Source organism: Pseudomonas sp. NPDC096950, from assembly GCF_044762525.1.
In the GTDB taxonomy this organism is placed as follows: Bacteria; Pseudomonadota; Gammaproteobacteria; order Pseudomonadales; family Pseudomonadaceae; genus Aquipseudomonas.
Window position 1 is genome coordinate 43,483 of record NZ_JBIWEL010000036.1, and the last position, 23,354, is coordinate 66,836.

Annotated in this window: 24 protein-coding genes and 2 pseudogenes; 23 read left to right on the top strand and 3 right to left on the bottom strand. The window is 60.3% G+C overall.

The window, feature by feature from the left end:
* Positions 1-121 precede the first annotated feature (121 nt).
* The 22 genes and pseudogenes from ACIQY3_RS32370 to ACIQY3_RS32475 all read left to right on the top strand — a co-directional run bounded on the left by ACIQY3_RS32370 (position 122) and on the right by ACIQY3_RS32475 (position 18,157).
* Positions 122-856 carry a glycosyltransferase family 2 protein gene (locus tag ACIQY3_RS32370; RefSeq protein ID WP_403028231.1) on the top strand — a complete coding sequence of 245 codons (735 nt, stop codon included), beginning with the start codon at positions 122-124 and terminating at the stop codon, positions 854-856.
* Positions 853-1,800 carry a glycosyl transferase gene (locus ACIQY3_RS32375; protein ID WP_403028234.1) on the top strand — a complete coding sequence of 316 codons (948 nt, stop codon included), beginning with the start codon at positions 853-855 and terminating at the stop codon, positions 1,798-1,800. The genes ACIQY3_RS32370 and ACIQY3_RS32375 overlap by 4 nt, the downstream gene beginning before the upstream one ends.
* Positions 1,781-3,325, top strand: coding sequence for a histidine ammonia-lyase (hutH, locus tag ACIQY3_RS32380; RefSeq protein WP_213940104.1), 1,545 nt, complete (start codon positions 1,781-1,783; stop codon positions 3,323-3,325). Before ACIQY3_RS32375 ends, hutH begins: the two co-directional genes overlap by 20 nt.
* The gene (locus ACIQY3_RS32385) at positions 3,318-3,743 is read left to right on the top strand and encodes a thioesterase family protein (RefSeq protein WP_054053165.1); all 426 of its coding nucleotides are present in this window, start codon (positions 3,318-3,320) and stop codon (positions 3,741-3,743) included. The genes hutH and ACIQY3_RS32385 overlap by 8 nt, the downstream gene beginning before the upstream one ends.
* Positions 3,744-3,910: 167 nt before the next feature.
* Entirely contained in the window at positions 3,911-4,477 is a 567-nt protein-coding gene (locus tag ACIQY3_RS32390) for an outer membrane lipoprotein carrier protein LolA (protein WP_403028316.1), read from the top strand.
* Positions 4,461-6,803 (top strand): MMPL family transporter, encoded by a 2,343-nt coding sequence (locus ACIQY3_RS32395; protein WP_403028238.1) that lies wholly within the window; start codon positions 4,461-4,463, stop codon positions 6,801-6,803. Before ACIQY3_RS32390 ends, ACIQY3_RS32395 begins: the two co-directional genes overlap by 17 nt.
* Positions 6,800-7,960, top strand: a complete 1,161-nt coding sequence (locus tag ACIQY3_RS32400; protein WP_403028241.1) for a sodium:proton antiporter — start codon at positions 6,800-6,802, stop codon at positions 7,958-7,960. Before ACIQY3_RS32395 ends, ACIQY3_RS32400 begins: the two co-directional genes overlap by 4 nt.
* Entirely contained in the window at positions 7,947-9,194 is a 1,248-nt protein-coding gene (locus tag ACIQY3_RS32405) for an NAD(P)/FAD-dependent oxidoreductase (RefSeq protein WP_403028242.1), read from the top strand. The genes ACIQY3_RS32400 and ACIQY3_RS32405 overlap by 14 nt, the downstream gene beginning before the upstream one ends.
* A complete protein-coding gene (locus ACIQY3_RS32410; protein ID WP_403028245.1) occupies positions 9,191-9,916 on the top strand; it encodes a class I SAM-dependent methyltransferase in 726 nt (241 codons plus the stop codon). Before ACIQY3_RS32405 ends, ACIQY3_RS32410 begins: the two co-directional genes overlap by 4 nt.
* A gap of 137 nt (positions 9,917-10,053) precedes the next feature.
* The gene (locus ACIQY3_RS32415; RefSeq protein ID WP_403028247.1) at positions 10,054-10,536 is read left to right on the top strand and encodes a hypothetical protein; all 483 of its coding nucleotides are present in this window, start codon (positions 10,054-10,056) and stop codon (positions 10,534-10,536) included.
* Complete coding sequence (locus ACIQY3_RS32420; protein ID WP_403028250.1) at positions 10,533-11,729, top strand: beta-ketoacyl-[acyl-carrier-protein] synthase family protein; 1,197 nt, start codon at positions 10,533-10,535, stop codon at positions 11,727-11,729. The genes ACIQY3_RS32415 and ACIQY3_RS32420 overlap by 4 nt, the downstream gene beginning before the upstream one ends.
* Positions 11,726-12,184 carry a hotdog family protein gene (locus ACIQY3_RS32425; protein WP_054053151.1) on the top strand — a complete coding sequence of 153 codons (459 nt, stop codon included), beginning with the start codon at positions 11,726-11,728 and terminating at the stop codon, positions 12,182-12,184. Before ACIQY3_RS32420 ends, ACIQY3_RS32425 begins: the two co-directional genes overlap by 4 nt.
* A complete protein-coding gene (gene fabG / locus ACIQY3_RS32430; RefSeq protein ID WP_403028253.1) occupies positions 12,184-12,912 on the top strand; it encodes a 3-oxoacyl-ACP reductase FabG in 729 nt (242 codons plus the stop codon). Before ACIQY3_RS32425 ends, fabG begins: the two co-directional genes overlap by 1 nt.
* Positions 12,912-14,138, top strand: a complete 1,227-nt coding sequence (locus tag ACIQY3_RS32435) for a beta-ketoacyl-ACP synthase (RefSeq protein ID WP_403028256.1) — start codon at positions 12,912-12,914, stop codon at positions 14,136-14,138. Before fabG ends, ACIQY3_RS32435 begins: the two co-directional genes overlap by 1 nt.
* Positions 14,139-14,167: 29 nt before the next feature.
* A complete protein-coding gene (locus ACIQY3_RS32440) occupies positions 14,168-14,614 on the top strand; it encodes an excinuclease (RefSeq protein ID WP_403028260.1) in 447 nt (148 codons plus the stop codon).
* Positions 14,615-14,823: 209 nt separating this feature from the next.
* Positions 14,824-16,107 (top strand): S-type pyocin domain-containing protein, encoded by a 1,284-nt coding sequence (locus ACIQY3_RS32445; protein ID WP_403028263.1) that lies wholly within the window; start codon positions 14,824-14,826, stop codon positions 16,105-16,107.
* Positions 16,108-16,118: 11 nt separating this feature from the next.
* A complete protein-coding gene (locus ACIQY3_RS32450; protein ID WP_403028266.1) occupies positions 16,119-16,454 on the top strand; it encodes a DUF6572 domain-containing protein in 336 nt (111 codons plus the stop codon).
* Positions 16,455-16,503: 49 nt separating this feature from the next.
* Positions 16,504-16,791: pseudogene (locus ACIQY3_RS32455) on the top strand (DUF6572 domain-containing protein).
* Positions 16,792-16,840: 49 nt separating this feature from the next.
* Positions 16,841-17,092 (top strand): bacteriocin immunity protein, encoded by a 252-nt coding sequence (locus ACIQY3_RS32460; RefSeq protein WP_403028268.1) that lies wholly within the window; start codon positions 16,841-16,843, stop codon positions 17,090-17,092.
* A 108-nt stretch (positions 17,093-17,200) separates the two neighbouring features.
* A complete protein-coding gene (locus ACIQY3_RS32465; protein ID WP_403028271.1) occupies positions 17,201-17,455 on the top strand; it encodes a bacteriocin immunity protein in 255 nt (84 codons plus the stop codon).
* Between the two features lie 11 nt (positions 17,456-17,466).
* Positions 17,467-17,721, top strand: coding sequence for a bacteriocin immunity protein (locus ACIQY3_RS32470; protein ID WP_403028274.1), 255 nt, complete (start codon positions 17,467-17,469; stop codon positions 17,719-17,721).
* Between the two features lie 181 nt (positions 17,722-17,902).
* A complete protein-coding gene (locus ACIQY3_RS32475) occupies positions 17,903-18,157 on the top strand; it encodes a hypothetical protein (protein WP_403028277.1) in 255 nt (84 codons plus the stop codon).
* A 208-nt stretch (positions 18,158-18,365) separates the two neighbouring features.
* Here ACIQY3_RS32475 and ACIQY3_RS32480 read toward each other — a convergent pair whose 3' ends face one another.
* Complete coding sequence (locus tag ACIQY3_RS32480) at positions 18,366-19,268, bottom strand: LysR family transcriptional regulator (protein WP_163907885.1); 903 nt, start codon at positions 19,266-19,268, stop codon at positions 18,366-18,368.
* Between the two features lie 118 nt (positions 19,269-19,386).
* Between ACIQY3_RS32480 and ACIQY3_RS32485 the strand changes: the two genes are divergently transcribed.
* Positions 19,387-20,661 (top strand): MFS transporter, encoded by a 1,275-nt coding sequence (locus tag ACIQY3_RS32485; protein ID WP_403028281.1) that lies wholly within the window; start codon positions 19,387-19,389, stop codon positions 20,659-20,661.
* 176 nt (positions 20,662-20,837) lie between these two features.
* On the opposite strand, the gene hemE is transcribed toward ACIQY3_RS32485, so the two are convergent.
* Positions 20,838-21,905 (bottom strand): uroporphyrinogen decarboxylase, encoded by a 1,068-nt coding sequence (hemE, locus tag ACIQY3_RS32490; RefSeq protein ID WP_403028284.1) that lies wholly within the window; start codon positions 21,903-21,905, stop codon positions 20,838-20,840.
* A gap of 252 nt (positions 21,906-22,157) precedes the next feature.
* A pseudogene (locus ACIQY3_RS32495) lies at positions 22,158-23,354 on the bottom strand (FAD-dependent oxidoreductase); the annotation flags it as partial.

A 23,354-nucleotide genomic window follows, 5' to 3' on the forward strand; every position in this document is an offset into this window, starting at 1 on the left:
CGAAGCGCTCGCAATCAGACCGCCGTGGTGATTCTGAAGGACCTCGTTGATCTGGTTTGCGACCGCTTCGCGGCCGAACGCAGGCTTCGCCAGCTGCTACAAGGGCGCGGTGGGTATCAAAATGCATAACCCATGCGCCGTCATCCCGGTCTACAACCACGAAACAGCTATCACCACGGTGGTAGAAGCGCTGCTCGCCCAAGGTTTGCCGTGCATCCTGGTGGACGACGCCAGCACCCAGGCCTGCGCCAAGGTGCTCGACCAGCTAGCGCTGCAGGACAAGACCTACCTGATCCGTCTCACTCTCAATCAGGGCAAGGGCGGCGCCGTGATGACCGGTTTGCGCGAAGCCGCGCGCCTGGGCTTCACACACGCCTTACAGGTAGACGCCGACGGCCAGCATGACCTCGCTGACGTCGAGACCTTCATCGAACAGTCCCGCACCCATCCCGAAGCGGTCATCTGCGGTTACCCACTCTACGACGCCAGCGTGCCCAAGGGCCGTTTGTATGCGCGTTACCTGACCCACGTGATGGTGTGGATCAACACCCTGTCGTTGCAGATCCGCGATTCGATGTGCGGCTTCCGCGTGTATCCATTGCCACCGACCCTGGCGCTGATCAGTTCGGCGAGGATCGGCAAACGCATGGACTTCGATTCGGACATTCTGGTGCGGCTGGCCTGGCGCAATCTGCCGATGCAATGGCTGCAAACCAAGGTTCATTACCCGCTGGACGGCGTCTCGCACTTTCGCCTGTTCCACGACAACGTTTTGATTTCGAGCATGCACACCCGCCTGTTCTTCGGCATGTTACTGCGCGCTCCGGTGATCCTCTGGCGGCGGTGGCGCACATGACCGTTAACACGGACAAAAAACACTGGGCCGACCGCGAAGAACGCGGCAGTTTCTGGCTGATGAAATTCACCGCACTCTGCGCCAAAGTGCTGGGCCGGCGGCTGTTGAGCCCGTTGCTGTACGGCATCGTTTTGTACTTTTTCCTGTTCGGTCGCAGCGCGCGCAAAAGTGCCTGGCAATACCAGCAACGCCTGGCCGACTGGAGTGCTCGCCCGGAATTGCGTCCGACCCATTGGCGGGTCTTCGGTCAGTTCATGGCCTTCGCCGATTCGATGCTCGACAAGCTCGACGTGTGGAACGGCAAGCTGCGACTGGAGCAGATCGAAATCATCGACCCGGCGCTGTTGCGCACCCAACTGCGCGGCGCCCGTGGGCAGATGCTGGTGGGCGCACACCTGGGCAATCTCGAAGTCTGCCGCGCCCTGGCGGAGATCGGCGAAAAGGTCACCATGAACGTGCTGGTGCACACCAAGCACGCCGAGCAATTCAACCGTTTGCTCGGCGAAGCCGGGGCGACCAATTTGCGTCTGGTCCAGGTCAGCGAACTGGACCCGGTGATCATGCTGCAATTGCACGAACGCCTGGAGCGCGGCGAGTGGCTGGCGATTGCCGGCGACCGCGTGCCCTTGCATGGCGGGCGCAGCGTGACCGTGGATTTCCTCGGCCACCCAGCGGCGTTCCCCCAGGGCCCGTGGCTGCTGGCCGGTTTGCTCAAGTGCAAAGTCAATTTGCTGCTGTGCCTGAAGAAACCCACCGGTGATTATCGACTGACCCTCGAACCGTTCACCGAAGCCGTGGTGTGGAAGCGCAGCGACCGCGAACAGGTCATTCATCAGTGGGCCTCCCGCTACGCCGAACGCTTGGGTCACTATTGCCTTGAAGCGCCTCAACAATGGTTCAACTTTTACCCTTTCTGGAAGACCGATGACGACGCCAACGCTTGAGCCGGTAACCTTCGGCGAACTCCCTTTGCGCATCGAAGACGTGCTGGCCCTGGCCAACCGTCAGGCGCCGACCCGGTTGCAGGACGACCCCGAATACCGCGAGCGCATTGCCAAGGGTGCGCGCTTCCTCGATTCCCTGCTGGACAAGGAAGGCGTGATCTACGGCGTGACCACCGGTTACGGCGATTCCTGCGTGGTCGCGGTGCCGTTGCATCACGTCGAAGCGCTGCCGCGTCATCTGTATACGTTCCACGGCTGCGGCCTGGGCAAACTGCTCGACGCCCAAGCGACTCGCGCAGTACTCGCGGCGCGTTTGCAGTCGCTGTGCCACGGCGTGTCCGGGGTGCGCGTGGAATTGCTGGAACGCCTGCAAGCCTTCCTTGAGCACGACATTCTGCCGCTGATCCCGGAGGAAGGTTCGGTGGGCGCCAGCGGTGATTTGACGCCGCTGTCCTACGTCGCCGCGACCTTGTCCGGCGAGCGCGAAGTGATGTTCCGTGGCGAACGCCGCGAGGCCGCCGATGTGCATCGCGAACTCGGCTGGACGCCGCTGGTGCTGCGCCCGAAAGAAGCCCTGGCGTTGATGAACGGCACCGCCGTGATGACCGGCATCGCGTGCCTGGCCTTCGCCCGTGCCGATTACCTACTGCAACTGGCCACCCGCATCACCGCGTTGAACGTGGTTGCGCTGCAAGGCAACCCGGAGCATTTCGACGAACGCCTGTTCGCCACCAAACCGCACCCGGGGCAGATGCAAGTCGCCGCGTGGTTGCGCAAGGATCTGGCGATCGACGCGCCCACCGCGCCGCTGCATCGCCTGCAAGATCGCTATTCCCTGCGTTGCGCGCCGCATGTGCTCGGCGTGTTGGCCGACAGCCTGAACTGGTTGCGTTCGTTCATCGAGATCGAGCTCAACAGCGCCAACGACAACCCGATCATCGACGCCGAAGCCGAACGCGTGCTCCACGGCGGGCACTTCTACGGCGGCCATATCGCGTTCGCCATGGACAGCCTGAAAACCCTCGTCGCCAACGTCGCTGATTTGCTCGATCGGCAACTCGCGCTGCTGGTGGATGAGCGTTACAACCACGGGTTGCCGAGCAACCTGTCTGGCGCCAGCGCGGACCGGGCGATGCTCAACCACGGCTTCAAAGCCGTGCAGATCGGCACCAGTGCCTGGACCGCCGAAGCGTTGAAAAACACGATGCCAGCCAGCGTGTTCTCGCGCTCCACCGAGTGCCACAACCAAGACAAAGTCAGCATGGGCACCATCGCCGCCCGGGATGCTGTGCGCGTGCTGGAGCTGACCGAACAAGTGGCCGCCGCCACCCTGCTGGCCGCCAACCAAGGCGTCTGGCTGCGCAGCCAGGCCGAAGACGCACGCCCGTTGCCGCCATCCCTCGCCGCCATGCACGAAGAACTGGCCAAGGATTTTCCGCCGGTGATCGAAGACCGTGCCCTGGAAGGCGAGTTGCGCCTGTGTCTGAAACGGATCGCCGAGCAACACTGGAGGCTGCATGCGTAGCAAGGGAGTGCTTCACGCCGATACGGAAATCCTCGTGCCGTTCTTTGACGTCGACACCATGAACGTGGTGTGGCACGGCCATTACGTCAAATACCTGGAAGTCGCCCGCTGTGCGCTGCTGGACAAGCTCGGCCACAACTACACCGCCATGGTCGAGTCGGGTTTTGCCTGGCCGGTGATCGACCTGCAACTGCGCTACGTGCGCGGTGCGGTGTTCGGCCAGAAGCTCAACGTCCGCGCCAGTCTGGTGGAGTGGGAGAACCGGTTGAAGATCAACTACCTGATCAGCGACCTGCACACCGGAGAACGCCTGACCCGCGCCAGCTCGGTGCAGGTCGCGGTCGACATGAGCAGCCGCGAGATGCAATTGGCCTCGCCGAAAGTGTTCACCGACGCTGTTGAAAGGATGCTGCCATGATTTTCCGGATATTCACCTGTAGCAGCTGGCGAAGCCTGCGTTCGGCTGCGAAGCAGTCGCCACGCGATTTACCTGAAACACCGCATACACAGGTTTTACGACGGCTTCGCCGCCGAACGCAGCCTCGCGGGCTCGGCAGCTGCTACGGGATCGTGTTGGGCCTGTTGATGGTGAGTTTTACTTCGCTCGCGCAGGCGTTCGACCTGCAACAACTCAGCGATCAACTGGCCAAGCCGGACGTGATCCACGGCCACTTCATCCAGGAAAAACACTTGCGTGCCCTGCCCCAGCCGCTGGTCAGCAAGGGCACCTTCGTCCTGGCGAAAAACCACGGCTTGCTCTGGCTGCTAAAAACCCCGCTGCAACAGGATTACCGCATCAATGCCAAGGGCATCGCCCGGCGTGATGCCAACGGCTGGCAACTGCTGCCGGGCAAGAGCGCCGGGGCTGAGCAGAACCGTTTGTTCCTCGCCGTGCTGCAAGGTGACAGCAGCGGCTTGCAACGGGATTTTGAGCTGGCGCTGAGTGGCGACGCGCAGAAATGGAAGCTGACCCTGACCCCGCGCTCGATGCTGCTCAAGCAAGTGTTCAACCAGATCAACATTGATGGTGGCGAGTTGGTGAACACCATCGAGCTACTGGAAACCCAAGGAGACAGCACCCTGTTGCGCATGCAGGACAGCACCAGCGCCCAACCGTTGAGCGACGCGGAGCAACATGACTTTGCCGAGTGAACGCAGGCTCCCGCGGCTGTTCCTGATCCTGCTGCTGGCGGTGCTTGCGCTCGCCGGTTGGCAATGGCGTGACGGAGCACCGCTGTCGGCCAACCTGATGGAACTGGTGCCCGGCACGGCACCGGACGCGCTGGAACTGCGCGCCGAACAACGCATGCAAGAACCGCTGAATCGCGAAATGCTGGTGCTGGTTGGCCACACCGATCGCCAGCAAGCCGTGGCCATGGCGCAGAAACTCGGCGAACAGTGGCAGGCCAGCGGCTTGTTCGAAAAAGTCCAATGGACCTTGCAAGCCGACCTGCCTGCGTTGCGCACGCAGTTGCTGCAAGGTCGTCTGGCGATGCTCTCGGATGTGGATCGGCAACAGCTGATTGAGCATCCCGACGCGTTCATCCAACAGCGGGTACAAGCGCTGTTCGACCCCTTCACTGGTTTCAGCCTGGTGCCGAGCCAGGATGACTGGCTGGGCCTGACCGGGCGCATCCAGAACAGCCAGCCGCAACACGGCGCGGTGCAACTGGACATCGGCAGCGGCGCGTTGATCGCCGATGCCGACGGCAAGAGTTGGGTGCTGCTGCGGGCGCGTACCACCGGTAACGCCTTCGACATGAACCTGCCGCTGCAAGTGGCCGATTTGCTCAAACACAGTCGCGAAGAAGCGGCCCAGGGTGACGTGCAATTGCTCGCCGCCAGCGGCTTGCTTTACGCGGCTAACGGTCAGCAACAAGCGACCCGGGAAATGACTTGGGTCGGTGGCGGCGCCACGCTCGGCATCCTGTTGCTGCTGCTGTTGGCGTTCCGGCGGTTGCGCGTATTGCTCGCGTTTGTCCCGGTGCTGGTGGGTATGTTGTTCGGCATGGTGGCGTGCGTGGCGCTGTTCGGGCATATGCATGTGATGACCTTGGTGCTCGGCTCCAGCCTGATCGGCGTCGCGGTCGATTACCCCCTGCATTACCTGTCCAAGAGCTGGAGCCTGAAACCCTGGAACAGTTGGCCGGCCCTGCGCCTGACCCTGCCGGGGCTGACGCTGAGCCTGATCACCAGTTGCATCGGCTACCTCGCCCTGGCCTGGACACCGTTCCCGGCCCTGACGCAAATCGCCGTGTTCTCCGCCGCTGGGCTGCTCGGTGCTTATTTGTCGGCGGTGTGCCTGTTGCCGGCGCTGCTCAAGGGTGCGGACCTGCGCCCGGCGCAATGGCCCCTGCGGGTTGCCGAGTTTTTGGTGAACCTGCGTGAAACGCTGCTCAAGCATGTCCGCACACCGGTGTTGCTGGCGCTGCTGATTGCTTTCTGTGTCGGTGGCCTGTTGCAACTCAGCACCAAGAACGACATTCGCCAGTGGGTCGGCATGCCACAGCATCTGACCGACGAAGCCCAGGCCATCGCGCGCATCACCGGATTCCAGCCCACTAGTCAGTTCTTTTTGATCCGCGCCGCCAATCAGCAGGAATTGCTCGAACGCCAGAGCGCCCTGAATGATCGCCTGGAGCAACTGGTCAACCTCGACAAACTCCAGGGCTTTCTCTCTCTCAACCAGTTGGTCAGTCAACCGAGCGAACAGAAACAAGTACGCGACGCACTGAACAAACTGCCGCAATTCTGGCAACCGCTGCTCGACGTTGGCGTACCAGTCGAAGCGCTACAAGCCGAGCTGACCAAGTTGCAGGCGCTGCCCGTCGAAGACATCGACGCGGCGCTGGTCGGGCCGTTGGCCGAACCTTATCGCACGCTGTGGCTGGGGCCGACCGAGGATGGCGGCGTCGCGGCCATGGTCAGCCTGCAAGGCTTGAACAACCCGTCGCTGCTGCGGGTCCAGGCCCTGGACTTGCCGGGCGTTGAACTGGTGGATCGTCTCGGCGAATTGAACAATGTCTTCGCCCAGACCCAAATCAGCGCCGCTGAACTGAAACTCGCCTCCTGCGTGCTGATCGTGCTGGTGCTGATCCTGCCGTTCGGCCTCGGCGGTGCGCTGCGAATCGTCGCCCTGCCGCTGCTGGCCGCACTGTGCAGCCTCGCTTGCCTCGGTTGGCTCGGCCAGCCGCTGACATTGTTCAGCCTGTTCGGCCTGTTGCTGGTGACGGCCATCAGTGTCGATTACGCGATCCTCATGCGCGAACAGGTCGGTGGCGCTGCCGTGAGCCTGCTGGGCACCTTGCTGGCGGCGCTGACCACTTGGCTGTCGTTCGGCTTGCTGGCGGTGTCCAGTACGCCGGCAGTGAGCAACTTCGGTCTGTCGGTGAGCCTCGGCCTGGCGTTCAGTTTCATCCTGGCGCCGTGGGCCGGACGCCAAGTCCACGCCGTTCCGGTCGCGGAGCAGACAGCATGATGATCGCGCTGTTCTGGGCGATGGCCCTGGGCATGTTCGCCGTCGCGACCCGCGTCGGTCGGCATTTCGGCCTGATCCCGATTGTCAGCCAATTGCTGCTGGCGACCTTCGGCCTGCCGCTGCTGATGTACTTCTGGATCGAACCGGGCTGGCAGCTCAGCGGCTCGGATCTCATCTTGCCGGTGTGGCTGAAAAACCTCTACAGCCTGAGTTTCGCCTTGCTGCTGGGGCACATCCTCAGCGACGTGATCGACCTGCAACTGGATCGCCAGAGCCTGAAAATCGCCCTGCCGAGTTTCTGCCTGCCGTTCGCTTGCGGTTTGGCCACGGCGGTCTGGCTCTTGCCGCCGCAATCGTGGCTCAGTTCATTGGCGGTCGGTCTGGTGTTCGCCATCACCGCGATTCCGGTGTTGTACCTGTACTTGCGGCATATCAACTATCCACCCGATGCCACCCGGCGCCTGGTGCAAACCGCGATCCTGATCGACCTCACGTGCTGGACGCTGTTCGGCTTCGCCCAGGGCAGCCTGCACCTGAGCAGTCTGCTGCTGCCATTGGCCGGCGCCTGTTTGCCGGTGCTGTTGCGCTTGCTCGGTTTGCGCCAGCAGTTGTTGTACAGCGGCGGTTTCTTCGCGCTGCTGGTGGTGGCCGAGCACTTCAAGCTCAATGCGCTGATTTTCGGTATCGGGTATCTGCTGTGCATGGCCGCGCTGAAAATCCCGCTGGTGTTGCCGTTGCCGGCGATCTGGATGCATCGCTTGCAGACCTGGATCGCCATCCCGCTGATCCTCACGTTCGGCATCGTGCAGATCAATGTGCACAGCGCAATGGCCAGCCTTGACTGGTTGCAACTGGTGGCGCTGCTGCTGTTCCCGATCTTCAGCAAACTGCTGGGCAACTGGCTGGGTCTGGGTTGGGCTGGTGTCTCGTCTGATGGCGCCAGCCGCTGGCGGGAAAGCGTTTTACTGAATATTCGCGGGTTGAGCGAGATCGTCTTTCTCAACCTGCTGCTGCAACAACAACTCATCAGCCCGGCGTTGTATTTCGCGCTGATGCTGATGGGTCTGATCGCCACACTGCTGCCGGCACTGGCCGGCATGCACCGAATCCCGCTGACTATCGCCGCCCCGGCAAGGAGCCCCCGTGCCAACCGTTGAAATGGAACATCGTCAGGTCGTCGTCATCGGTGCCGGTCCTTCGGGCGCCATCGCCGCCGCGCTGCTCAAGCGCAAGGGTCACGATGTATTGGTGATCGAGCGCCAGCACTTCCCACGGTTCTCCATCGGCGAAAGCCTGTTGTCCCATTGCCTGGATTTCGTCGAAGAGGCCGGCATGCTCGACGCGGTGAATGCCGCCGGGTTCCAGGTGAAAACCGGTGCCGCGTTCGCCTGGGGCGATGAATACACGGCCTTCGATTTCGGCGACACCTTCAGCAACGGCAAGCCGACGACGTTCCAGGTGCAACGCGCCGATTTCGACAAGCTGCTGGCCGATCAGGCCGCGCTGCAAGGCGTAGAATTGCGCTACGGCGAAGCCATTGTCAGCGCCGATTTCAGCCTGGCGAAACCACAGCTGAACGTGTTGCGCGAGGACGGTAGCGAGTACCGCGTCGAAGCGGATTTCGTGCTCGACGCCAGTGGTTACGGCCGGGTGTTGCCGCGCTTGCTCGACCTGGAAGCGCCGTCGAATTTCCCGGAACGCCAAGCAGTGTTTACCCACGTCGAAGACCACATCGACAACCCGACGTTCGACCGCACCAAGATCCTCGTCACCACCCACCCGGTCCATCGCGACATCTGGTTCTGGACCATCCCGTTCAGCAACGGCCGGTGCTCGGTGGGCGTGGTCGCTGCCGCTGAACATTTCGCCGGTCGCACCGATGATCTGGACCAATGCCTGCGCGGTTTCATCGCCGAAACCCCAAGCCTGGCCGGCGTGCTGGACAATGCCGTGTGGGACACCCCGGCGCGCACCATCGGTGGCTACTCGGCCAACGTCAAAACGCTGCATGGCCCAGGCTTTGCGCTGTTGGGCAACGCGGCGGAATTCCTCGATCCGGTGTTTTCCTCCGGCGTGACCATCGCCATGCGTTCGGCGAGCATGGCCGCCGGCGTGCTGCATCGCCAATTGCAGGGTGAAAGCGTCGACTGGCAAACCGAATTCGCTGACCCGCTCAAACGCGGCGTCGACACCTTCCGTTGCTACGTCGAAGGCTGGTACACCGGGACCTTCCAGGACGTGATTTTCCATGAGGGCAGCTCTCCGGAAATCCGCCGCATGATCGCCTCGATCCTCGCCGGTTACGCCTGGGATGAACGCAACCCGTTCGTCAGCGAAGCGAAACGCCGGTTGAAGGTGATTTCGGAATTTTGCGCAAGGGATGCCACATGAGTTACTTGAGCGACAACTACGTCGAAGAAACCCGATTCGGTTTCTGGTTCCTGCGCAGCCACACCTGGCAGCACCATGTGTTGCGGGTGGCGATCAATGATCTGCGGGGTTTGTTCAGTGAGTCGCTGCCGAGCAATCCAGTGCTGCTGGATGCCGGATGTGGTCAGGGCAAGTCGTTCCAGTATTTGCGCCAGACCTTTGCGCCCCAGCGCTTGATCGGAGTGGATGCGGACCCGCACAGCTTGAATCTCAGCGCTGAAGAAGCGGCGCGTCAGGGCATGACGGTTGAGTTGATCGGCAGTGATTGCGCGACGCTCAATGTGCCGGATGCCAGTGTGGATCTGCTGTTCTGTCATCAGACGTTCCATCATCTGGTGGAGCAGGATCAGGCCCTCGCCGAGTTCTATCGGGTGCTCAAACCCGGCGGCTATCTGCTGTTCGCCGAGTCCACCGAGGCTTACATTGATACGTGGGTGATTCGCTGGCTGTTCCGGCATCCGATGCATGTGCAGAAAAGCGCCGCCGGGTATCTGGAGATGATTCGCCAACAGGGTTTCGAATTCGGACCGCAAAACGTGTCTTACCCGTACTTGTGGTGGAGCCGCGCCACGGATTTCGGTTTGCTGGAACGCTTTGGTTTGCGTAAGCCCAAGCCCTTTGGCCAGCGGGAAGAGACGCTGGTCAATGTGGTGGCGCGCAAGCCGCTTGAAGGTGCTGTTTGATGTCTAGCGCAATTCAACAAACCTGTGGAAACCCCTGTGGGAGCGGGCTTGCTCGCGAAAGCGGTGGGTCAGTCGACAACAGTGCTGGATGGACGGACGCCTTCGCGAGCAAGCCCGCTCCCACAGGGTTTGTGGTGTTGTGGCGTTTTTTGTTGGTGGCCTGTGCGCTGCTGTTGAGTGCTTGCGCCAGCCGCACGCCGTTGCCCGAGCACACTCCAAGCCTCGCGTTGCCGCTGCAACTGCACATCCAGCGCCTGATGGCCGACGATCGCCAGGATTGGGTGTTGGTGATCCAGCAGGAAGGCCCGGCCCTGCGTTGGTCGATGATGGATTTGCTCGGCATTCCCCAGGCCCGGCAGAAACTGGTCGGTGGCGACTGGCAGGCCGACGGTCTGCTGCCGCCGAACCCCGAGGCTCGCGAGTTGTTCGCCGCGCTGTTGTTTGCCCTGACCCCGGAAGGCGAGTTGCAAAACAACTATCCCGCCGCGTGGCAACATGGCGGGCAACGGTCCTTGCCAGAGCATTGGGACGTCCGTTATTCGCGACCGCTGAGCTTTGAATTGAACCTGCCCAAAGGTCCGAAATACCAAGTCACGCCGCTGAGCGGGGACACGCCATGACCGCCTATTTGAACGCCTTGGGGTTGATCTGCGCCCTGGGTCGCGACAAGCAGGAAGTCGCGCGCAATCTGTTTGCCGGCGATTGCTCCGGCATGCGCAGCGAGGCGGGTTGGGTGCTGGAACGTTCGCTGCCGGTGGCCGCCGTGCGTGGTGAGCTGGCGCCGATTCCACCGGAGATGACCGAGCAACGCAGCCGCAACAATCAACTGCTGCTGGAAGCGGCCCTGCAAATTCGCCCGGACATCGATCGCGCGATCCAGACCAACGGCCCTGGCCGTGTCGGCGTCGTGCTTGGCACCAGCACTTCGGGCATCGACGAAGCCAGTCGCGGGCTGGCCCATTACGTCCGTGAACATGAATTTCCCGACGACTACGACTATCAGCAACAGGAACTGGGTGCCCCGGCGAATTTCCTCGCCGACTGGCTGCAATTGAGCGGCCCGGCCTATGTGATTTCCACGGCGTGCACCTCCAGCGCCCGCGCCTTGATGAGCGCCCAGCGCTTGTTGGACCTGGGGATGTGCGACGCGGTGTTGTGCGGCGGGGTCGACAGTTTGTGCAAGCTGACCCTCAACGGTTTCTCGGCCCTGGAAGCGGTGTCCGAGCAGCGCTGCAATCCTTTTTCAGCCAACCGCAACGGCATCAACATCGGCGAAGCGGCGGTGCTGTTTTTGATGAGCAAAAGTGCCGGTGACACCCCGGCAATTGCCCTGCTCGGCAGCGGCGCCAGTTCCGACGCGCACCACATTTCCGCACCAGAACCGACCGGCCGTGGCGCTCAGCAGGCGATGCGTAAAGCCTTGAGCCGCGCCCATCTGCAACCGTCGCAAATCGGTTACCTGAACCTGCACGGCACCGCCACTCAACACAACGACGCCATGGAAAGCCTGGCGGTCTCGGCGCTGTTCCCGGACGGCGTGCCCTGCTCGTCGACCAAACCGATGACCGGCCACACCCTCGGTGCCGCCGGTGCCCTGGAAGCGGCGTTTTGCTGGTTGAGCCTGAGCGCGGACAATCCCGAACACGCCCTGCCGCCCCACGTCTGGGACGGCCAGCCCGACCCGGACCTGCCGCCACTGAATTGGGTGACCCCGGCCCATCGCCTGGCGTCCATTGCACCCCGCTACCTGATGAGCAATTCGTTTGCCTTCGGTGGCAATAACGTCAGCCTGATTATCGGAGACGCCCCATGATTGACTGGCCGCTCGCCGAACTGCTGCCTCACGCTGGCGACATGATCCTCATCGAGCAGATCCTGTCGTTCGATGACGAGCAGATTCACACCCGCCTCACCGTCAAGCCCGGTGGCCTGTTCAACCGGCCCGACGGCAGCCTGCCGGCCTGGGTCGGCATCGAGTTGATGGCGCAAAGCGTCGCCGCTTATGCCGGTTGTCATGCCCGCGCCCGTGGCGATGCAGTGGAGTTGGGCTTCCTGCTCGGCACGCGTAAATTTGAATGCAACGTCGAACACTTCCCCGCCGGCACCGAGCTGACCATCCATGGGCTGCGCTCCCTGGAAGACGACAGCGGCATGGGCGTGTTCGAATGCCACATAAACGCCCCCGGCATCCACGCCACCGCGCGCCTGAACGTGTACCGCCCGCCCCAGGCCGCGCAATATCTTCAAGAAATCCAAGGAGTCGAGTGATGACTGAATCCGTACTGGTCACCGGCTCCAGCCGTGGCATTGGCCGCGCCATCGCGTTGCGCCTGGCCCAGGCCGGGCATGACATCGTGCTGCATTGCCGCAACGGTGTGGCCGAGGCTGAAGCGGTTAAAACCGAAGTCGAAGCCTTGGGCCGCAACGCTCGCGTGCTGCAATTCGACGTGTCCGACCGTGCCAGTTGCAAAGCCATTCTCGAAGCCGACGTTGAAACCCACGGCGCCTATTACGGCGTGGTGCTCAACGCAGGGCTGACCCGCGACGGTGCTTTTCCGGCGCTGAGCGAGGATGATTGGGATGTGGTGATGCGCACCAACCTCGACGGTTTCTACAACGTGCTGCACCCGGTGATGATGCCGATGATTCGTCGTCGCGCCGCCGGGCGGATTGTGTGCATTACCTCGGTTTCCGGGTTGATCGGCAACCGTGGCCAGGTCAACTACAGCGCCTCCAAGGCCGGGTTGATCGGCGCGGCGAAAGCGTTGGCGATCGAACTGGGCAAGCGCAAGATTACCGTCAACTGTGTCGCACCCGGCCTGATCGACACTGCCATGCTCGACGAAAACGTGCCGGTGGAAGAACTGATGAAAATGATCCCCGCACAACGCATGGGCACCCCTGAAGAGGTGGCCGGCGCCGTGAATTTCCTGATGTCGGCGGAAGCCTCGTACATCACCCGGCAGGTTCTGGCCGTCAATGGAGGCCTGTGCTGATGAAGCGCGTCGTCGTCACCGGCATGGCCGGCATCACCTCACTGGGCAGCGACTGGGCCACCATCGCCGCCAACTTCGCGGCCAACCGCAGTGGCATCCGTCGCATGGACGAGTGGGATCGGTTTACCGAACTCAACACACGTCTGGCCGGGCCAATCGATGACTTCAAAGTCCCGAGCCACTGGACCCGCAAGCAACTGCGCAGCATGGGTCGCGTCTCGCGCCTCGCTGTCGGTGCGGCTGAACAGGCGCTGGCCGACGCCGGGTTGTTGGGCGATGAATCGATCAAGGATGGGCGCATGGGCGTCGCCTGCGGTTCGTCCACCGGCAGCACCGATGAGATCAAAGCCTTCGGCAACATGCTGCTCAACTCGGTGGCGGAAGGCCTGAACGCCAACTCTTATGTGCGGATGATGCCGCACACCACGGCGGCGAATATCAGCATCTTCTTCGGCCTCACCGGCCGGTTGATCCCGACGTCCAGCGCCTGCACCAGCGGCAGCCAGGGCATCGGCTACGCCTACGAATCGATCAAGTTCGGTCGCCTGCCGCTGATGCTCGCCGGCGGCGCCGAAGAACTGTGCCCGACCGAAGCCATGGTCTTCGACGCGCTCTACGCCACCAGCCTGAAAAACGACGCCCCGCAAACCAGCCCACGCCCGTATGACAAGGGCCGCGACGGCCTGGTGATCGGCGAAGGCGGCGGCATGCTGGTGCTCGAAGAACTCGAACACGCCCTGGCCCGTGGCGCGCACATCCACGCCGAACTCGTCGGTTTCGGCAGCAACGCCGACGGCCAACACACCACCCGCCCGGAACAGGCAACTATGCGCCGAGCGATGGAACTGGCCCTGGAAGACGCCGGTTTGCAGCCGTCGCACATCGGCTACGTCAACGGCCATGGCACCGCGACTGAACAAGGCGACATCGCTGAAACACTGGCGACCAGCGCGTTGTTCGGCGAGCACATGCCGATCAGCTCGCAGAAAAGCTTCCTCGGCCACACCCTCGGGGCCTGTGGTGCACTGGAGTCCTGGTTCAGCATCGAAATGATGAACCGCGACCTGTACGCCCATACGTTCAACCTCGACGAGATCGACCCGCACTGCGGCAAGCTCGACTACCTGCGCGGCGAATTCCGGCAGATGAGCAACCAATACGTGATGAACAACAACTTTGCCTTCGGCGGCGTCAACACCTCGCTGATCTTTCGCCGCTGGTCGTAACCGAATTAATCCGGGTCAAGGAGACCTCCATGCACTTCAAGAAACTCGCTGCCGCCGCCACCCTGCTGATCTGCGCCATTCCCGCCGTCAGCCAGGCCCGTGACACCCCGGTGTACCTGCCCTTCGACAAAGCCGTCGCCGAAGCCACCCGCACCGGCAAAATCGATGGCAGCGTCAAGTTCTACCTGGCCGGCAACAACCCGGCCGGCAACATCACCGTCCTCACCGCCGGTTCCGTGACCAACAAGAAAACCAACGCCTTCAACAAGACCGACGAAGTCGCCTGCGAATGGGTCGCGCAATCGGCAATCATCAGCTTGTTCCAGGCTGCCAAAAGCGCCGGGGCGAATGCGGTGACCAACATTGTGAGTTACTACAAGAGCAATGAGCGCAAAGACGCCAAGAACTATGAATGCCATGCCGGGGCAATCATGGCGGGTGTTGCGTTGAAAGGGGATTTGGTGAAGGTTCAGTAACATCAGACATGACAAAGGGCGCCTTTTGAGGCGCCCTTTTTTTTGTTCGTTTCCAGCGTGATCGACTACTGAATCCCCTACAGGGCGATCCCGCCAGCAACAATATGAAATAGGAAATTTCAGCGCCGCTTTTGGGAAACGTCCTAACGCCAGCACCGGAGCCTCGCGGGTAGTTTCAACGCTTCTCAGCCACACATAGAAAGGCATCTATGGCGCGCGACAAGGACATCCCCCAAGTCTGGAAAGTTGGAACGGGTGGCGGCGGTAGTGGAATCGGAATTCGCTACCTGCGAGACATGACCCCGACCGAACTGGCCGAACGTGACGCCAGACAAAAATCCTACGAAGCAATGCTCGCTCGACAACAAGCGTATGAGGAGCGCTTTGTCCGGCAATCCGAAATACGCAAGCAAACCGCTATCAACGGTTGCGTGTTCGCCAAAAGCTGCGACCTGCTGGACGGCGTCATCGACCACAACAACCCTGCCGGTTTCGTCCCGCTCGAAAGACTCGCCAACTATGGATCGTGGGCCGTACTGGGCACCGACGCGGCGATTACAGCAGAAGGTCTGCCGCTCAAATGGGTGGCCGGTTCGGCAACCAACAGCACCATGGCCCAACGCCTCGGCGGTTCCCTCGCCCTTCGCCTATTGGAAGGCTCAGCCGCAGTGGCGGCGAGCGCAACAGTCGGAACCGTTGCGCTACTGATGCCCAACACCAGTCTTTCCCCCGACAGTGCCTTTTATAAAAACGAGCAGTACGCCGAATTGGAGATGGGGCGAACCCGTGTCCGCATCAACGCGAAAACACTGCCCGATGGTTCGGTCAACGCTTACGGTTTCTACACGGGTGGGAAAAAAGAGTGGGAATTTGTCCGGGTCATCGGAGCCGACAAGGAAGGCGAAAAGTTTGTTGCCAACATCGGCAAAGGGATTGACCTGATCTGGACGCCCGCGGCGAATCCTGATGATGTCCAGGGCATTCCCGCACTGGAAGGCGCCCCTTCATTGCCGACGGTGTGGGTGTATCCACCCACCGAGCAAGCCAACAAGATACTGGAGAACCCGGAGCATCCGCCCGATTATCAGGATGCGATTATCTGGTTTCGGGAGAACCCGGGGCTTGCGCCGATTTATATCGTGCTCAGCACGCAGCTTGAGAAAAACAAGGCTGCCGGCGCGGCCTATGAAGAAGAGGCCTACGACAAGTTCTCTAAAAATATGGAAGAGTCCGGTCAGCAAATCACGGTCAAGACTCAAAGCGGTATACGAACCAGGCTTGATATGATCGGCCGCGACTCGACAGGTGAAATCTCATGTGTTGAGTGCAAGTCCTCTGAAACGGCGCCTTTAACCCGTAATCAGCGGTCAGGCTTTCGTGAAATCGAGCAGAGTGGCGGGACGATAGTTGGGAAAGGAAAACCAGGGTTTCCTGGAGGGACAACACTTCCGCCTACTCGGGTCGAGATATCTCGGCCGAAACCTACACCCTGAAGGAAATCACTATGTCCGTAGTAGATACGCAAATTATCGATATGTGGGGTATTCCAAAGGACGATCCGACCAAGATTGTTTTAGCCGTGTCCGATCACATGGACTGGAAGAAAACGGAGCAGGGCGACCATTTGCTGATGCTCCAGGCAAAACTCAACACCTACATTGCGTTCATTGAAAGTGGTGAAATCTTCACCAACATTCCGACAGCCCAAGGGAAGTCGCCCGTCATTCGAGTGATGGGTAAGTACCCTTTATCGCTGGAGGCTGAAACATTCATTGGCCGGGCAGCATCGGTTTTACGTGGCGAAGGTATCGAGTTGGAATTCGTGCTAGACGCGTCCTGACTACGCTCATCAGCCAGGCCCGACAAACCTACCCACTGACGGAAAAGCGATGTCAATTCTGGAAACAAAAGTCGTCGATATTTGCGCGGTTCCTGACTGGGACCCCGACAAGGTGTTTCTGGTAATTGCAGACCACCTCAGCTGGGAAAAATCCGAAGAAGGAGAACACCTGCTGCTTTAGGAAAAAATAAACACTTACATCGCATTCATTGAAAGCGGCCAACTCTTGGAGAGTTATCCACCCTCCAAAGGCAAGTCACCGGTCATAAGGCTTACAGGAAAATATCAACTATCTGAGCAAGCCGTATTTTTATTGATCGGGCGGCGGCGGTATTGAATGAGGCAGGAATAATGCTGGAGTTTGTATTTAAAAATACCAAGATTAAATGAAATTAGAAATTAACGGTTACACCGAAGTCGAGCTCATCAGACTGCTGATGCGCATCATAATAAGCAATGAAAGCGATGAAGAAGAAAACAAGCTTGTGCATCACTTCAACGCCATCTGTGGACATCCTGCTGGCTCTGACCTGGTTTTCTATCCGGAGGATGATGCAGATGATTCTGCGGAAGGGATAAATAGAACGATCAAGGAGTGGCGTGCTGCTGAGGGGTTGCCGGGTTTTAAAGACAAGTGACTGGCACCACATAGAGAGAATTGTCGATGGTGGCGCGGTCTAGCACATAGAAAACCTTCGCATGCCCCTAATAACCGTATCAATCAACACAGGAAAAGTAGGCACCACATGGCGGCCATTGGCGATTACACCGAAGAAGAGTTCATCAAGCTCATTCAAAAGATACGCGTCATCAACAAAGAGGGGGCTGACGAAGAGCTCGGCGAGATACTGGTACAGTTCAGGAAGCTGGCCGAACACCCGGATGGTAGTGACCTAATTTTTTATCCAGAGCCAGGTGCAGATAATTCCGCGAAAGGAGTTACACGAACAATAAAGGAATGGCGCGCTGCTGAGAGGTTGCCGGGGTTCAAGGACGAGTGACCGGGTAAATTATGGAACATTTTTCTGAATATACCGAAGCAGCGTTTATTCAACTCATGCAGAAAATCCAGGCCGCTAACCAAAGTGCACCTGACGAAACGCTCGATCCTTTGTTAAGACAATTCTGCAAAATTACAGAGCATCCTGACGGCACCGATCTCATTTACTATCCCGAAGAGGGTGCAGACCACTCAAATGAAGGGATCACACAGACCGTAAAGAAGTGGCGTATTGCTCAGGGGCTGCCGGGATTCAAGGAAAAGTAAAATCCCTGGAACATCGCGTTTCCCTGACAAAAAAGTTCGACCATGCCAACTGGCCTCACTGGCCGAGATGCTGGTTAAACGGGCGCTGGACATTCTGGAGCTGCCGGATGGATCACGTGGGACCCCGCCCACCAGCAATGCCTGAGCTATCGCGTTCTTTTTCAAATGGAGGTTTTTTGTCATGGACAGATACATGCCCATCACCGGTATCGACTGCACCATCCCGTCGCTGGTGATCGATACACAAGCACCGCTGGATGTGTTGCACGATACAGCGGCTTACCGCATCCGCACCGCGACTCAACTGTTGGAGAACATCGCGTTTAGCGAAGGTATTCACAGTGAATTGGCGCGGGTATTGGTGACGTCATTGCGCGATGGTTGCGATTTGATGGATGTGATCGGGCGGCGATTGCAGGCACAGGTTTCTGCCTAGGATAAAAAACGGGTGATCTTACGAGGTCACCCGTTTTTTTCTGAGTACTGCGGGAGTTGGTACGGCTGCCGACGTCTGACAGAGGGATTTTTGGTGCCTTGGTAGACGTCTTCGCGAGCAAGCCCGCTCCCACAGGGGATCGGTGCCGAGCACACTTTTTATGCAAATCAGAATATTCAATGTGAGAGCAGGTTTGCTCGCGAAGCGGTCACGCTTTCAACGGCTCAACCTTCCTCGTCAACAACTCCACAAACGCCTTCGCCATCGGCGATTTCTGGTCCTTGCGCTGCACCAGCCACACCGCCGACACCGCTTCCGGATCGAGCAGTGGCCGATAGACCACGCCATCAATCCTCATCCGCTGATAAGACGCTGGCAACACCGACACCCCCAACCCTGCCGCCACCAACCCGATGATGGTCATCGCCTCGCCCGCCTCTTGTGCGAAGTGTGGGCTGAAACCGGCATCCCGCGCCAGGCTCAGCAACTGGGCGTACAGACCACTGCCATAACTGCGTGGGAAAAAGACGAAAGGTTCGAGGGCAAGGGCTGACAGGAACAGGCCTTCTTCGCTGCCGTTGACCAGCGGATGCTTGGAACTGAGCACGGCCACCAGTGGCTCGCGCATCAATTCCACGACGCTGAGAGAATCCGGCAAGCCGAGCGGTCGCATGATCCCGACTTCGATCGATTCATCCACTAACGCGTCGGCCACTTGGGTACTGCTCATTTCCCGCAAATTCAGATGTACCGCCGGGAAGCGTTGGCGAAACGAGAAGATCGCCTGGGGAATGGTCGAATTGAACGGTGCCGACGAGGTGAAGCCGATCTTCAGTTCGCCCAACTCGCCAAGTTGCGCCCGACGGGCGACATCCGCTGCTTTGTCGACTTGCGCCAGCACCAGCCGCGCCTCTTCCAGAAACAACCGACCGGCCTCGCTGAGTTCGACCCGACGATTGGTACGCTCGAATAACCGCGCGCCGACCTCGGCTTCCAGTGCCTGAATCTGCTGGCTCAGCGGCGGCTGGGAGATGCCGAGCACTTGGGCGGCGCGGCCGAAGTGCAGTTCTTCGGCGACGGCGATGAAGTAGCGCAGGTGGCGCAATTCCATGAAAACTCCATTAGGTCGTTAAAGCTCTTAAACAGGTCGAATAATATATTGGATTGAATCGTTAGGCAGCTATATGCTTTTTTCATTGCCTGACCGGCTGCGCCCTCCGAGGTCCGAAGTGAAAACTGCTGTCGCCCCACTCGCCCATGAAGTTCCGCCCACTGTGCTGGACGATGTCGTCGCCGAGCTGAACGAGATCTACATCGAAAAAGGCACGCCGATGTTCATGCGCACGGTGCTGGCGCTGTTCTCCGGCGGCTTCGCGACGTTCGCCTTGCTGTATTGCGTGCAGCCGATGATGCCGTTGCTGTCCCACGAATATTCGATCAACGCGGCCCAGAGCAGCCTGATTCTGTCGGTGGCCACTGGCATGCTCGCCATCGGTTTGCTGATCACCGGGCCGATTTCTGACCGGGTCGGGCGCAAACCGGTGATGGTGACGGCGTTGTTCGCCGCTGCGTTGTGCACCATGGCCAGCGCGATGATGCCTTCTTGGGAAGGTGTGTTGATCATGCGCGCACTGATCGGGTTGTCGTTGAGCGGCCTGGCGGCGGTGGCCATGACTTACTTGAGCGAAGAGATTCATCCGCAGCACATCGGTCTGGCGATGGGGCTGTACATCGGCGGCAACGCGATTGGCGGGATGAGCGGACGCTTGATCACGGGCGTATTGATCGACTTTGTGAGCTGGCACACGGCGATGCTGGTGATCGGTGGCCTGGCGCTGATCGCGGCGACAGTGTTCTGGAAAATCCTCCCGGAATCACGCAACTTCCGCGCTCGCTCGATGCACCCGCGCAGCCTGCTCGACGGCTTCACCATGCACTTCCGCGACGCTGGTCTGCCGCTGCTGTTCCTTGAGGCTTTCGTGCTGATGGGCGCGTTCGTCACGCTGTTCAACTACATTGGCTATCGCCTGCTGGCTGCGCCCTACAACATGGACCAGGCCTTTGTCGGGCTGCTCTCGGTGGTGTACCTGTCGGGGATTTACAGCTCGGCGAAGATTGGTTCGCTGGCGGATAAATTGGGTCGGCGCAAAGTGCTGTGGGCGACGATTGTGCTGATGCTCGCGGGCCTGGCGCTGACCCTGTTCACGCCGCTGCCGTTGGTGATCATTGGCATGTTGATCTTCACGTTTGGTTTCTTTGGTGCGCATTCGGTGGCGAGTAGCTGGATCGGGCGCCGGGCGATCAAGGCCAAGGGGCAGGCTTCGTCGCTGTATCTGTTCAGCTACTACGCCGGGTCAAGCATTGCTGGCACGGCGGGCGGGGTGTTTTGGCACCTTGGCGGCTGGAACGGGATCGGGTTGTTTATTGGTGGGTTGTTGGTGATTGCGTTGTTGGTGGCGTTGAAATTGGCGAAGTTGCCGCCGCTGGGCGGTGTAAAGGCCTGACCAAAATCCCCCCCTGTGGGAGCGAGCCTGCTCGCGAAAGCGGTTGAACATTCAACAATGATGTCGACTGATCCATCGCTTTCGCGAGCAGGCTCGCTCCCACATTGACCGCGTACGGTCTGGTATCTCAAACAAAAACGCCCGGCATAAGCCGGGCGTTTTTTATTGGGCGACGATCACTCGTGATACTGCGCCGACAACTCATGCACCGCGCGCAGGAACGCGCCTGCATGTTCCGGATCAACTTCCGGGGTGATGCCATGGCCGAGGTTGAAGACGTGGCCGCTGCCCTTGCCGTAGCTGGCGAGGATGCGGCCGACTTCGGTGCGAATGGCTTCTGGCTTGGCGTACAACACCGTCGGGTCCATGTTGCCCTGCAGCGCGACTTTGTTGCCGACGCGATCACGGGCGTTGCCGATGTCGCAGGTCCAGTCCAGGCCCAATGCATCCGCGCCGGAATCAGCAATGCTTTCCAGCCACAGCCCGCCATTCTTGGTGAACAGGATGACCGGAACTTTGCGGCCTTCGTGTTCGCGGATCAGGCCGCTGACGATTTTGCGCATGTAGGCCAGGGAGAACTCCTGGTACGCCGCCGCCGAGAGGTTGCCGCCCCAGGTGTCGAAGATCTGCACCGCTTGGGCGCCGGCCATGATCTGGCCGTTGAGGTAACTGGTGACCGACTGCGCGAGTTTATCGAGCAGCAGGTGCATGGCTTGCGGGTTGTCGTAGAGCATGGCCTTGGTCTTGCGGAAGTCTTTCGACGAGCCGCCTTCGACCATGTAGGTGGCCAGGGTCCATGGGCTGCCGGAGAAGCCGATCAGCGGCACGCGGCCGTTCAGTTCGCGGCGGATGGTGCTGACCGCGTCCATCACGTAGCCGAGGTCTTTGTGCGGATCCGGGATCGGCAGGGCTTCGATGTCGGCCAGGGTGCTGACGACTTTCTTGAACCGCGGGCCTTCACCGGTTTCGAAGTACAGGCCTTGGCCCATGGCGTCCGGGATGGTCAGGATGTCGGAGAAGAGGATCGCCGCGTCCAGTTGCGGGTAGCGGTCGAGCGGTTGCATCGTGACTTCGCAAGCGAACTCCGGGTTCATGCACAGGCTCATGAAGTCACCGGCCTTGGCACGGCTGGCGCGGTATTCAGGCAGGTAGCGACCGGCCTGACGCATCATCCATACCGGCGTGACGTCTACAGGTTGCTTGAGCAGGGCGCGAAGGAAACGGTCGTTCTTCAGGGCAGTCATGTCGGCATCCGGAAAAAAAGTGCGGGCATTTTCTCAGAGCGCGACGCAAAAGGCACGGCAAGCGCCGCACCTTTTGTCTATCGGGTCAATTTGTCGCGGTGGAATGCGGTGTTTGGCAACACCCTGAAACCAATGAGGGAGCGAGCCTGCTCGCGAAGAGGGCTTCACATTCAACATCTCTGTTGGCTGATCCACCGCTTTCGCGAGCAGGCTCGCTCCCACAATTAATCCCATTCCAATTCTGGAAAGTGATCAGACGCCCAGGTAATCCAGGATCCCTTCAGCGGCATTACGCCCTTCGAAGATCGCCGTCACCACTAGGTCAGAACCGCGAACCATGTCGCCACCGGCGAAGATTTTCGGGTTGCTGGTCTGGTGCTTGTACTTGCCTTGTTCCGGGGCTACGACGCGGCCCTGGCTGTCGGTCTGGATCTCGAACTGTTCGAACCACGAGGCCGGACTTGGACGGAAACCGAAGGCGATGACCACGGCGTCAGCCGGGATGATCTCTTCGGAGCCCGGGATCGGCTCGGGGCTGCGACGGCCACGGGCGTCCGGTTCGCCGAGACGGGTCTCGACCACTTTCACGCCTTCGACGCGGTCTTCACCGACGATCGCAATCGGCTGGCGGTTGTAGAGGAATTTCACGCCTTCTTCCTTGGCGTTCTTCACCTCTTTACGCGAGCCCGGCATGTTGGCTTCGTCGCGACGATACGCACAGGTCACCGACTTGGCGCCCTGGCGGATCGACGTGCGGTTGCAGTCCATCGCCGTGTCGCCGCCACCGAGTACCACAACTTTTTTGCCTTTCATGTCGACGAAATCTTCCGGCGACTTCTCAAAGCCCAGGTTGCGGTTGACGTTGGCGATCAGGAAGTCGAGCGCGTCGTGCACGCCCGGCAGGTCCTCACCGGCAAAGCCGCCCTTCATGTAGGTGTAGGTGCCCATGCCCATGAACACGGCATCGTATTCTTCGAGCAGTTGCTCGATGGTCACGTCCTTGCCCACTTCGGTGTTCAGGCGGAACTCGATGCCCATGCCGGTGAAGACTTCGCGGCGATTGCTCAACACAGTCTTTTCCAGCTTGAACTCGGGGATGCCGAAGGTCAGCAGACCGCCGATTTCCGGGTTCTTGTCGAACACCACCGGGGTCACGCCGCCACGCACCAGCACGTCGGCACAACCGAGGCCCGCAGGCCCCGCGCCGATCACTGCGACACGCTTGCCGGTCGGCTTGACCTTGGACATGTCCGGGCGCCAGCCCATGGCGAATGCGGTGTCGGTGATGTACTTCTCGACCGAACCGATGGTCACCGCGCCGAAGCCGTCGTTTAGGGTGCACGCACCCTCGCACAGACGATCCTGCGGGCACACCCGGCCGCACACTTACGGCAGGGGGTTGGTCTGGGGCGACAGCTCGGCGGCCGGGAGGATGTTGCCCTCGGCCCC